This window comes from Paenibacillus sp. MT124 (assembly GCF_058792755.1).
The window spans coordinates 5,605,037-5,617,053 of sequence record NZ_CM179500.1 but is presented as its reverse complement, the minus strand read 5'-3'; the positions used below and the strand labels follow the sequence as shown (position 1 = coordinate 5,617,053).

12 protein-coding genes and 1 pseudogene are annotated in these 12,017 nt (G+C 46.8%); 11 read left to right on the top strand and 2 right to left on the bottom strand.

Going from position 1 to position 12,017, the window contains the following annotated elements; genetic code table 11:
• The first annotated feature begins 42 nt into the window (after nt 1–42).
• The 7 genes from AC3RCI_RS25430 to AC3RCI_RS25400 all read left to right on the top strand — a co-directional run bounded on the left by AC3RCI_RS25430 (nt 43) and on the right by AC3RCI_RS25400 (nt 6,315).
• The gene (locus AC3RCI_RS25430; RefSeq protein ID WP_492526867.1) at nt 43–966 is read left to right on the top strand and encodes an ABC transporter ATP-binding protein; all 924 of its coding nucleotides are present in this window, start codon (nt 43–45) and stop codon (nt 964–966) included.
• Complete coding sequence (locus AC3RCI_RS25425) at nt 959–1,657, top strand: ABC transporter permease (RefSeq protein WP_492526865.1); 699 nt, start codon at nt 959–961, stop codon at nt 1,655–1,657. The genes AC3RCI_RS25430 and AC3RCI_RS25425 overlap by 8 nt, the downstream gene beginning before the upstream one ends.
• Before the next feature lie 105 nt (nt 1,658–1,762).
• Nucleotides 1,763–2,575: a bifunctional hydroxymethylpyrimidine kinase/phosphomethylpyrimidine kinase gene (gene thiD, locus AC3RCI_RS25420; protein WP_095292321.1), complete on the top strand. Its 813-nt coding sequence runs from the start codon at nt 1,763–1,765 to the stop codon at nt 2,573–2,575.
• A gap of 238 nt (nt 2,576–2,813) precedes the next feature.
• A complete protein-coding gene (locus AC3RCI_RS25415; RefSeq protein ID WP_095361726.1) occupies nt 2,814–3,494 on the top strand; it encodes a response regulator transcription factor in 681 nt (226 codons plus the stop codon).
• Nucleotides 3,491–5,248, top strand: coding sequence for an ATP-binding protein (locus tag AC3RCI_RS25410; protein WP_154896683.1), 1,758 nt, complete (start codon nt 3,491–3,493; stop codon nt 5,246–5,248). The genes AC3RCI_RS25415 and AC3RCI_RS25410 overlap by 4 nt, the downstream gene beginning before the upstream one ends.
• A gap of 21 nt (nt 5,249–5,269) precedes the next feature.
• A complete protein-coding gene (pssA, locus tag AC3RCI_RS25405; protein WP_183526144.1) occupies nt 5,270–5,815 on the top strand; it encodes a CDP-diacylglycerol--serine O-phosphatidyltransferase in 546 nt (181 codons plus the stop codon).
• Nucleotides 5,816–5,829: 14 nt separating this feature from the next.
• The gene (locus tag AC3RCI_RS25400) at nt 5,830–6,315 is read left to right on the top strand and encodes a DedA family protein (protein ID WP_239304878.1); all 486 of its coding nucleotides are present in this window, start codon (nt 5,830–5,832) and stop codon (nt 6,313–6,315) included.
• A 301-nt stretch (nt 6,316–6,616) separates the two neighbouring features.
• On the opposite strand, the pseudogene AC3RCI_RS25395 reads toward AC3RCI_RS25400, so the two are convergent.
• Both AC3RCI_RS25395 and AC3RCI_RS25390 read right to left on the bottom strand, forming a co-directional pair.
• Nucleotides 6,617–7,269 (bottom strand): annotated as a pseudogene (locus AC3RCI_RS25395) (transcriptional regulator).
• 303 nt (nt 7,270–7,572) lie between these two features.
• Complete coding sequence (locus AC3RCI_RS25390; RefSeq protein ID WP_336783936.1) at nt 7,573–8,763, bottom strand: cation:proton antiporter; 1,191 nt, start codon at nt 8,761–8,763, stop codon at nt 7,573–7,575.
• Nucleotides 8,764–9,139: 376 nt separating this feature from the next.
• Here AC3RCI_RS25390 and AC3RCI_RS25385 point away from each other — a divergent pair, with 376 nt between their 5' ends.
• The 4 genes from AC3RCI_RS25385 to AC3RCI_RS25370 all read left to right on the top strand — a co-directional run bounded on the left by AC3RCI_RS25385 (nt 9,140) and on the right by AC3RCI_RS25370 (nt 11,971).
• Nucleotides 9,140–9,724, top strand: a complete 585-nt coding sequence (locus tag AC3RCI_RS25385; protein WP_492526863.1) for a DUF420 domain-containing protein — start codon at nt 9,140–9,142, stop codon at nt 9,722–9,724.
• 69 nt (nt 9,725–9,793) lie between these two features.
• On the top strand, nt 9,794–10,537 hold the full coding sequence (gene gpmA / locus AC3RCI_RS25380) for a 2,3-diphosphoglycerate-dependent phosphoglycerate mutase (RefSeq protein WP_154896686.1): 744 nt from the start codon (nt 9,794–9,796) through the stop codon (nt 10,535–10,537).
• Between the two features lie 208 nt (nt 10,538–10,745).
• On the top strand, nt 10,746–10,913 hold the full coding sequence (locus tag AC3RCI_RS25375; RefSeq protein ID WP_153980001.1) for a hypothetical protein: 168 nt from the start codon (nt 10,746–10,748) through the stop codon (nt 10,911–10,913).
• A 149-nt stretch (nt 10,914–11,062) separates the two neighbouring features.
• On the top strand, nt 11,063–11,971 hold the full coding sequence (locus tag AC3RCI_RS25370) for an aldo/keto reductase (RefSeq protein ID WP_336783938.1): 909 nt from the start codon (nt 11,063–11,065) through the stop codon (nt 11,969–11,971).
• The last annotated feature ends 46 nt before the right edge of the window (nt 11,972–12,017 follow it).

The window sequence follows — 12,017 nt, the reverse complement described above, 5'->3', positions numbered from 1 at the left end:
GATATAAGAACCCGTCAGGGATCGTAAAGGAGAACAGAAGAGATGACATATATTGCACGCACCATTGGTGTGACCAAAACGTATGCAGGCACGGAGGTCGTATCCAACGTCAATATGAATATTAAGCAAGGTGAAATATACGGATTTTTAGGGCCGAATGGAGCAGGGAAAACGACAATCATGAAAATGTTGACCAATCTGGTTAAGCCCACCGTAGGGGAGATTGAAATGTTCGGGGAGAAACTTACCCCTGACTCGTATGAAGTGCTTAAGCGAATAGGCAGCATTATTGAATATCCTTTTTTCTACGATAAACTGTCCGCCAGAGATAACTTGGAGCTTCACTGCGAATATATGGGGTTTCATAACAAGAAGGTTATCGGCGATATGATGGAGAGTGTAGGTCTGAAGGATACTAGCAAGAAACCGGTACGCGACTTCTCTCTGGGAATGAAGCAAAGGCTGGGTATTGCGCGTGCACTGATTACAACCCCGGAGCTCCTCATCCTGGATGAACCCATCAACGGGCTCGATCCGGTTGGAATTAAGGAAATGCGTGATCTGTTCAAACGCCTCAGTACGGAATATAGAATTACTCTCCTGATCTCCAGTCATATCCTGGGCGAAATTGAGCAAATTGCCGATACGGTAGGGGTGATTCGTGGCGGTCGTCTGGTCGAGGAAGTGTCCATGGAAAGCATTCGTGGGACTCAGAGCGAATATATCGAGCTGCAGGTCATGGATGGACGCAAGGCGACTTATGTTATTGAGCATCAGCTTGAGTTGAAAAATTATAAATTGGTTGATGATCGTACAGTTCGCATTTATGACCCAGGTGTATCTCCATCCCAATTAACAGGCATTCTGGTTCAGCATGGTGTTGAGATTGAGTCGATTATCAAGCGATCCCATTCGCTGGAGGAACACTTTCTAAACCTGGTGAAGGGGGATGGGGACGTTGCTTAAACTTATTTTTCTCGAAATGCGAAAACACCGGTTTGCTCGTAATTTCGGATATGCAGCTATCGCCAATGTGGGGATTCTGTTATTTCTGATCATGATTGGTGTGGTGGACTGGGGAGCAGAAGATTATGCCTTCACCACGTATCCTCTCTCCTTTATGTTGATTGATACAATTGCCCGTGCGACCTTTATTATTTTTGGAGGCGCTTTGTTATCGAAGCTGATTATTAGCGAATATAGCAACAAAACGATGAACGTGATGTTCACCTATCCAATTAAACGTCACAAAATTATTGGCGCCAAGCTGATTATTGTATTTGCCTTTACCTTTTTCATGATTATGTTTACCAACTTGCTAATGGGAGCAATCCTGCTGACAACAGATCACTTTTATCCCTTTATTACTGATGAGCTGACGGGTAAACAAGCACTTCAATTGCTGATCAAATATACGATTAGTTCACTGTCTGCTGCTGCGATGGCATTGATCCCGCTGTTTTTCGGCATGCGAAAGCACTCGGTCACGGCAACCATGGTGTCATCCATTTTCCTGGTCCTCGTCGTGTGTTCCGGCGTGAATGGACCGAGTGTTTCCATCAATTCCATTATTGTGATTCCATTAACTCTGGGCGCTATCGGCCTTTGGATCGCTTCCCTGTCCATGGTTCGGCTGGAGACAAAAGACGTGAACTGAAATGCTCGAAAAACCATGCTTCGTATGGCTTCAGATGCCATTGACATCCGCTCGTACAAGGGATAGGATAATGTCAACTGAAACATGAAGGAGAATGCGACTACCATGACGATTCCAAAAACATTGACAATAGCCGGCTCAGATACAAGCGGCGGCGCAGGAATTCAAGCTGATTTGAAAACATTCCAGGAGCTTGGTGTGTACGGTATGACCGTTCTGACGACGGTTGTGGCGATGGAGCCTGAAACATGGGACCACCAGGTTTTCCCTGTGGCTCTGGATGTAGTGGAAGCACAGCTCCGTACCGTTCTGGACGGAATTGGTTTTGATGCGATGAAGACGGGAATGCTGGGTTCCGTAGATATTATTGAACTGGTCGCGAAGCATGTTCGCCGCAGCGGTCTGCCACAGATCGTAATCGATCCGGTAATGGTTTGCAAAGGTACAGATGAGGTGCTGCAGCCTGAAAATACGGAAGCAATGATTGAATTTTTGCTGCCGGGTGCTGACCTGGTTACTCCAAACCTGTTTGAAGCTTCCCAACTGGCCAAGAGCGGACCGATCCGTTCCAAGGAACAGATGGAAGCAGCAGCAGCTGTAATTCATAACCATGGGGCGAAGCATGTCCTGATCAAGGACAGAGGCGTCATTACCCCAGGTAAAGCGATGGATCTTCTCTATGATGGCAAAAACTACGAATGGTATGAAGCCGATGTTGTTGGTTCCGGTTATACGCATGGGGCGGGTTGTACAACCTCTGCAGCGATTACCGCTGGTTTGGCGCGCGGTTTGTCTGTAAAAGAGGCTGTACGTGAAGGCAAAGCCTTCATTACTCAAGCGATTGCTGGCGGATTCCCGCTTAATCGTTTTGTTGGCCCGACGCTGCACGCGGCACACCGCTTGGAGCAACAACGCTAATAGTGGAGGCGGTAAGCGATACCGGGCAAGAGAACTTGGATTCAGCTGAAGGGTGGTTGTCAATGGGCGAAGGTGGCTCGTTGACAACCGCCTTTTTGTGTGGATTGCTGCGAATTCGGTAACTTATATGGGGTATTAATCGTATATAACATGGAGTTCATTCCAGAACATGGATGGACACACGAACGACACATGGAATCGGTATGTTAACAGAAGAAAGATAAAAGGAGAGTCGGCCATGGTGAGAACAGTGCTTCTCGTGGAAGACGAAAGCCGCATTCGTGAAATTGTGGCCGATTATTTTATAAAAGAACAATGGAATGTAATCGAGGCAGAGCATGGAATTGAAGCACTCCAACTGCTGGATCTGCATGAAGTGGATCTGGTCATTCTCGATGTGCTGATGCCTGAAATGGATGGATGGACGCTCTGTGAGCATATTCGGTCTCAATCCACCGTACCTATTATAATGCTGACCGCAAGGTCTGAAGATGATGATAAGATACATGGATTTAACCTTGGTGTCGATGACTATGTAACGAAGCCGTTCAGCCCTCGTGTGCTGGTTGCGCGTGCAGAGACATTAATGAAGCGAGTCGAAGGTGCGATCAGCAGGGAACAGGGTGTGATCCGGTTTGGTCACGCATTGCTTGATCCTTGGGCGAGACGACTGGAGATGAATGGACTGGAGGTAGAGCTTGCTCCCAAAGAGTATGAGCTGCTGCTCTACCTGGCACGCAATCAGGGAATCGTTCTATCCCGGGATGCGATCCTTAATCGGGTCTGGGGATATGACTTTGATGGTGATTCCCGCGTTGTGGATACTCACATCAAGAAGCTGCGCAGCAAACTAGGGGATGAAGCCAAGTGTATCCGGACAGTGATTGGCACGGGATATCGATTCGAGGCTGAGGCATGAGACGTAATGGCGTAACGATGAAGCTATTTCTGGTTATGGCTGGTTTTCTGCTCCTCTTATATGGAACATCAGTGACCGCACAGTTGGTCTGGTTCCCGGACTTTTACCAGCATCAGAAGATCAGCAGCATGAAGAAAAAACTGGCGAAATTCGAGCAGCAGTATTCCAGAGGGCATTGGGATAGTATACAACTGGCCAAGGAAACCGGGAAGTTCATGCGTCAGAATCAGTCGCACCTGGTGATTTTGACAAGTACGGGCAAACTGGTCAACGATCCGTTTCACATTACCCTGCTCCGCGAGGATGGCAGTCAGGTGAAGGTTTCCCTATCCTTGTTCATCAATAGTGAGAACGCGGGCTGGATTGCCACTCATCTGAAATATGGCCAGGAATTGACCGTCACAGGTCCTGCCAGCGGGTTGAACGAACCGATGGTCTATCCGCTCAAAATCCAGGATAACAATTCTGCCGCGCGAGGGACAGAGGATTTTCAGGAGCTCTCTGAACCGGTTCAGGAATGGTCTGGCGTATTGACCGAAGTGGTGCTTCCCAATCTGGGAACATGGAGTCAGAGACAGGGATTGCTTGTGCAGGCACTGGACAGCCGCTTCCCTCTCTCAACGGAGGACCAGCTCAGTTTGGCGAGTGGCAAGATGCTTAATGAAGAATGGACCGATAGCTGGAGTGGTGTTCGGAATGTGATTACCATTGCTCCGGTTCACAAAAACGGGCCTCAGCAGCAGCTTATTTTTTCCCTGACTTCTCTGCAGGAGATGAGGGAAGCGAATGAAGCAACACGTTTGTTCTATGCATATTTTGGTATGGGTGCATTTGTGCTGATTCTGTTTCTTTCCTTGTTATTGTCCAGAATTGTCACAAAGCCCTTACTGGCCTTGAACCATGTGGCCAAAAAAATGTCGACGCTTGATTTCTCCGTGAAATCACCAATCAAACGCAATGATGAAATTGGCAGTTTGTCGGATAGCCTGAATGCTCTGTCCACCACATTGGGGCAAACGCTGGAGGAACTCAGACAGGCGAATCGTCAAATGCGGACCGATATGGAGATGAAGCAGCGGATTGAACAGCGGCAGCGTGAATTTTTTGCCGATGCATCGCATGAACTCAAAACGCCTATCAGTATCATCAAGGGGTATTCCGAAGGGCTGAAGGATGGAGTCAGCGAGAACAAGCGGGAGCGTTACATTGAGATCATAGCGGATGAAGCGGTCAAAATGGAGACGATGGTTGAAGAAATGCTGGATCTCGTTCGGTTGGAATCTCAGGCGATCAAGCTGAATATTGGTGCAGTTGTCCTTGGAGACATGATCGAGGAGATTGCCGGGCGTCTCGGCCCGCAGCTGAAGGAAAAAGGGCTCGAAATCGTGCTTGTCTCCACTACAGAGCAGACCGTAGAAGGAGATCGAAGCAAGCTGGAGCAAGTGATCTATAACATGATGATGAATGCTATACGTCATGCGCTGCCGCAGACCGATATAATGATAGAGATCAGCAGGCTGGAAGGGCAGGTAAGAATCTCCATCGAGAATAAAGGCGAAGGGATCTCGGAAGCTGAACGCCAGTATATCTGGGAGAGATTTTATCGGGTAGAACGATCACGTAATCGCAAAATGGGAGGAACGGGCCTGGGCCTGGCTATCGCGAAGCAGATTCTTGATCTGCACGGATGCAGTTATGGAGTGGAGAACACGCCGGACGGAGTCCGCTTTTATATTATTTTTCCTAATGCTTAGTACGAAAGGGAGTCAAGTCTTATGAAATCTTTACCGTCCATTTTAACATTGGGCAATTTAACTTCTGGCATGCTTGCCGTCATCATGGCCATTCATGGCGAGTTCGCACTAGCTGTGACAATGATTTGGGTTGCCATGTTCTTTGATCTGTTTGACGGCTTTGCCGCGCGTAAATTGCATTGTGAGGGGGAGTTCGGCAAGGCGCTGGATTCCCTGGCTGATGTCATTTCCTTCGGAACAGCCCCGGTGCTGATTCTGTATCTGAATTCCATGAACGAGGTCAGTGTGCTTGGCATGGCATTAACGGCATTGTTTCCGGTATGCGGCGCCTTGCGCCTCGCTCGTTACAATTGTCAGAAGACAGCAAGTGTAGGTTTTGTCGGAATGCCAATTACGTTTGCAGGAGGACTGATGTCCTTTTTCGCGCTCTGGAGTCCTTATTTCACCCACGGTGTAGCTTATCTTGTTATCGTTGTATTATCCGGTCTAATGGTCAGCCAAATTCGATTCCCATCTCTGAAACAGGTGTTGGCGCCTCATGAGAAGGACATCGTGGAACCGAAATAAGGAGCGAGTCAGTCATGGAAATTGCTAAAGAGTTTATTGGTCAATATGGATATTTTGCAATCTACGGATTGCTCGCTCTGGGTGTCATCGGCATGCCCATTCCAGATGAGGTGATGATGACCTTTGTCGGTTATCTTGCCTCCATCTCGGTCCTGAACTATTCCGTTTCGATCATAGTCAGCTTTGGTGGTGCATTTACGGGAGGACTGCTCAGCTACGCGATTGGCAAGAAGGCGGGCAGACCCCTCGTTGTAAAATATGGCAAGTGGGTAGGGGTGAACCCCAAACGGCTGGGGAGGGTGGAGGGCTGGTTCCTGAAGTATGGGTACTGGTCCATTATCCTCGGCTACTTTATTCCTGGCATTCGCCATTTGATGTGCTGCTTCTCCGGCATCAGCCGCATGGCCATCGGAAAATATGTAGTGATCTCCGGGATCGGGGCATTCATATGGTGCGTTGTGTTTATATCGATCGGTTTCTACGTTGGTGTATTAACTTAAATGGGACAACCTGTGCAGGTTTCGGGTTGAGGATAAAGACCTCTTGTATATGGAGCGGTCTTTTTTTGTTTTTCTAGATGTTTTATATCACCCTCGACGAGAGTCGCCTAGCTGCAAATGTAACGAACTGGAGTGTGCCTATAATTGATATACTGGCAATGTAAAAATTCTAAAGAACCTCATTATCCTTATTTCATGAATAGATGAAGTTATAGCCGTAATTGGTGCTATTTCCTTGAAATAACGTGTCTTAAGTTCGTTTGATAACGGATGTGGAGAATTTTCGATGAAATAGAGTTTCTCACGTTCGTAAGATGTAGGTCCGATACCGTTGTTTGCCACTAGCCACATGCAATAATTGTTGTTCTGTTAAACTGTGAAGCACTCGGCGGGCATGCTGATCCGTAACTCGCAGGTGTGCTGCAAGTTCAGAAGGTGTAAAGGCACGCAGAGTTCGTCTGGCATAACGGAGTGTTTCTGCTTCGAGCCAACTTAATGATGAGGGTGTGTCTGTAGCCATAAATTTTCCGATAAAGGTGAGTATAAGCTGTTGGCAACGTTTCGGTTCATCTTTGATGTAAAGGTCGCTATCGGTAAAAATGTCCATTCGTCAAGCGTCAGCAAACAATGCCTCCAACATAGATCTTTAAAACGGCGTACATCGAGATCCCGAGCATGAGGTCCGTATCCTTGTATCTCAATCCCTCCCTTAATACCGTTACCTGGTAAGTAGGCCAGATCAAGATACCTGTATCCATTATGAAAGTCACGAACTTCCCACTCTGGATACAAATGATTAAAATTCTTCACAACGGGAAACCAGACCGTGCGCAGAAATTCAAGCGTTCCATGCTCGAGTCCGGTTTCTATTCTTGAACGCACTCTATGATTACGTTCCTTCTCTAAAAGAGAGTTCATCCATTCTTCGTAAGCCTGATCAAATTCAATACCCATTTTAAACATTTCCTCCTTATGTAGGTTGAAGAAGTATTCTAAAATGCAAAAAGCCGCTCTGAACATTTCCCTCCTTTTTGAATCAAAGGTGAAAATGTGTCAAAACGGCGTGTGCTTCACGGCCTAACTCTCTTTCTTAAAGACAAGTATAACGTTAGAAACCGGACTATTTCAATATTCATTATTGTAAAAAATGGTCATTCCGAAGTACTACTGTGGAAAATACTGCAGTCATTGATCCAACGCAATACATCATCCTATTTTGTGTCCGTATCTATTTCTACGATTCATTCGTTAAATGTATCATCCGTTTAGATGGGCTTTCTCAATCCCTTGTTCAACACGATTTTCACCTTTTTTGCGAGCAAAAGTTATTTTGAGCAACGGTGGGGTAACGAGTGTAGTTACGATAACCATGATGACAACGCTGGTAAAATATTCAGGATCGAGCAAGCCGGAAGCGAGTCCGGTTGAAGCAATAATCAGTGCAACTTCTCCCCTAGATATCATTCCTGCACCGATAGCCAGAGACGAAACTCGATCAAATCCGGTAAGACGTGCACCGGCTCCGCCCCCAAGCAGCTTCGTCACAATCGCAATCAAACTTATAACAATGATAAACCAGATTTGGGAACCTACACCGTCAAACGTAACATTTAGTCCGATACTTACGAAGAATACAGGCACAAAGATACTGTAGGCAATGGGCTCAACTTTACTTTCAACTTCATGCTTGAAAGTGGTTTGGGATATGGCAATACCAGCGGCAAATGCACCAATAATCCCCGCAACGCCCATCCATTCTGCGAAATAGGAAAATCCGAAACAGATGATTAATCCTGTAGTAATGACAGTCTCTGTAACTTTGAGAGGTGCCATCCACTTCATGATTCGAGGAACAAGGAACCAGCCGGCAGCAATAATAATAACAAAGAATAATAATTTTTTACCAATAAGCAGACTGATTGACGTGTCACCTGCACCTGTTCCGAGCAAGCTCATCATAACGGCTAGCAGTACAACAACCAGAACGTCATCAACTACAGCTGCACCGAGAATTGTAGTACCTTCACGCGAACTGAGCTGATCCATATCCTTGAGTGTCTGGACGGAAATACTCACGGACGTAGCACAGAACAGAAGTCCGAAGAAAAGAGCGTGAGTCTGAGACATGCCAAAGGCTATGGCAGAACCGTATCCTCCGATAAATGGAAGAATAATACCTCCAACGGCAACAGCGAAAGCTGCCTTCCAGTTTTTCTTCAGTTGCTCGAGGTCCGTCTCAAGACCGGCAATGAACATTAACAGAAGTACACCAATCTCCGCCATATAATGAACGAAATCAGTTTGTTGGACCCAACCCAGAATGGCAGGTCCAAGAACAACACCTACAATCAGCTTACCCAATACGGACGGTTGACCGAGTCTAACGGACAGGTCCCCAGCTAGTTTGGTGAAAATCAAAATTAATGCAAGTACCAAAACAAATTCCATAAGTGCACTCCTCTCCAACAGTAGCGTCTATAGGATTTCCTCACCAAGAGCACATGATTCCATTGTCATGACACAAAAAAATGGCATAGAAAGGCGCAAATAACAGTGCCCTAATATGCCATAAAAAGACAAAGAGGGGCCCTTGGTGACAGGCTCCTCCGATTTCAACGCGTATGTGATTATTTAAATTAATTATACCATAAAGTCTGTATTGGGTAAACCGGTGACAGGCCACATTCGGATGAAAACAAGCTGTTAAGGGCATTTTATATGGGGTGGGACGCTTTTTGTTCAGAGTGTTGTCACTTAACAGGGGGCAGGCCGCGAGATATAATGACATAGAACATAGAAGTTAGCATATGAGGAGGATTTTGCTTTGGGCAAACATAACAAAGGGGATTCAAATAATCAATCCAATTCGGCCGCCCCAACAAGTAATAAAAATTTCGCAGGTATCATTATTACCATTTCCATTCTTGCCAATGTCATTATTTTATTGCTGTTCTTCGCACCTTCGATCGGATATAAAGGGGATGTGGCCTTTGATATTACGGTGCTGCCGCGGTTTAATGCCGTGTTTAACAGTTTCACCTTCATTTTTCTGCTTGCCGCGCTGATTGCTATTCTCAAAAAGAACGTGAAGCTGCATAAACGATTTATTCTTGCTGCGTTCACAACAACATTGCTGTTTCTTGTCACGTATTTGTCGTTCCACTATCTCTCCCCGGAAACGTCCAAATACGGCGGGGAAGGCATTGTTCGCTCCATCTATTTCTTTATTTTGATTACTCACAGTATTCTTGCAGCTATTATTGTGCCGCTGGCTTTGTTCACTCTCGTCTGGGGCTGGACAAACCAATTGAAGAAACACCGCAAAATTGCTCGCTGGACGATGCCGATCTGGCTGTATGTCAGTTCCACAGGGGTAGTCGTATACCTGATGATGGCTCCATACTATTAATGTAGTGAATGTTCTTAGGCATATCTCACGGCACATGCGGGTAATGATTTTGAGGAAGGAGGTACGGCAATGTACAGAGTGGTATTAATTCGTCATGGACAGAGTATGTGGAATGTGGAGAACCGATTCACGGGCTGGACTGATGTAGACCTGACCAAGGACGGGTATGGTGAAGCCCGCAAAGCTGGCAAAATCCTAAAGGAACAGGGTTTTGATTTTGACTATGCTTATGCTTCGGTACTTAAACGTTCCATTCGAACGCTGGACATTGCGCTTGATGAGATGGACCGGATGTGGATTCCGATCACGAAGACATGGAAGCTTAATGAACGTCATTACGGTGCTCTGCAGGGTTTGAATAAACAGCAGACTGCAGTCAAATACGGAGAAGACCAGGTTATGGAGTGGAGACGTTCTGTTAACGTATCTCCGCCGCCGCTGGATGAGACGGATGATCGTTATGTGCAGGATGTGGACAAGTACAAGCGTCTGGGTTGTACCATACCCCGTACCGAGAACTTGATGGATACGTCCAAGCGGGTGCTGGAGTACTGGAACAGCGAGATCAAACCCATGGTGTCAGCCGGGAAAAGGGTACTGATCTCCGCGCACGGGAACACACTTCGTTCCCTTGTTATGCATTTGGATGAGATGTCGGAAGCCGATGTCATGGCTCTCAACATTCCTACCGGCATCCCCCTTGTTTACGAGCTGGATGAGAATTTGCATCCCATCGGACACTTTTACCTGACTGCGGATGGTTCGACGTACAAACATGAAGAAATGACCCATGTTGCACCGCCGTCGGATTGATCTCAAAGTCAAAGAGCTAATCAAGGTGACTCCTAATGTTTAGGGGTCATTTTTTTATGATATCCATCAGGGGCTGGCATTCACGGAGGTTTTTCTGCATCATCTCCAGGTGATATGACTGGTATGACATAGCCGTTTCGTTTTCCTCACAAAGGGTAAATTTCAAGCAAGACACGATGTACATCAATCCCTTAAGGAGGAGAAACACATGTCTAAAAAAAGCGGAATTATAATGACGGCCATTGGTGCAGGCGTGACCTATCTGATGAGGAACAAGCAGGCCAGAGATAAACTGTTTTCAACCGTTTCCGGCATGATGAAAGGCTCCAATTCTTCAAATGGAAGCAAAAAAGTACAGCGAGTAGACATCAATTAAACTCACCGATGTGAATACACTAGCAAGGCCCGGAGCCCTTCAGGTTCCGGGCTTTTCTTTGTTTAATCCCATCGCACCTTCGGATGCGATTTTTGCCAGGAAGAATGATACAATGGATACTTGCAGAACGTATGAAAGGGGATGTACGCATGAAGAAAAATCGACTGGGCTTATCTGAACTGTACGTCGGTGAAATTGGACTGGGCTGCATGTCACTCGGAACCGAAGTGGAGCCCGCTGTAAATCTGATTCATGAGGCACTGGACCGCGGCGTCAATCTGCTCGATACAGCTGACCTGTATGATGCAGGACGTAATGAGGAAATTGTGGGAAAAGCAATTCAGGGTCGCCGTGAGCAGGTAATCTTGGCAACGAAGGTGGGCAACCGCCGATTGCCAGGGAAAGAGGGCTGGTCATGGGATCCGTCCAAAGCGTATATCAAGCAAGCTGTCCATGACAGCCTCAGACGACTCCAAACGGATTACATCGACCTGTATCAGCTGCATGGCGGTACATTGGATGATCCAATTGAAGAAACGATTGAAGCCTTCGAGGAGCTGAAGCAGGAAGGGCTGATTCGGTATTATGGCATATCGTCCATACGCCCTAATGTCATTCGGGAGTATGTAAGAAGATCATCCATTGCCAGTGTTATGAATCAATATAGCGTCGTGGATCGCCGTGCAGAAGAGGAAGTACTGCCTTTGCTTGAACAAAAAGGGATTAGCGTCATTGCCCGCGGACCTGTTGCCAGCGGAGTACTCGCGGATTCCGGTGCTTCCAAGGTAGAGAAGGGTTATCTGGATTATACGCCGGATCAGCTGCTTGCCATTCGTGAAGGCTTGAGCCGCCTCGTTACTGACGAACGGAGCATGGCGCAAACTGCCATTCGATACGCCTTGTCCCATCCGGCGGTAGCTGCCGTCGTCCCGGGAGCAAGCTCCCGAACACAGCTGCTCCACAATATCGAAGCTTCGGCATCTGCACCCCTTACAGATGCAGAAATTCAAGAAATAAGGGAGCATTATCCGGCCAATCAGTACAAGCAGCACCGTTGATATCCAGTCAGCCTATTGCAATTGTAACTATTAGAGGTACAATAGA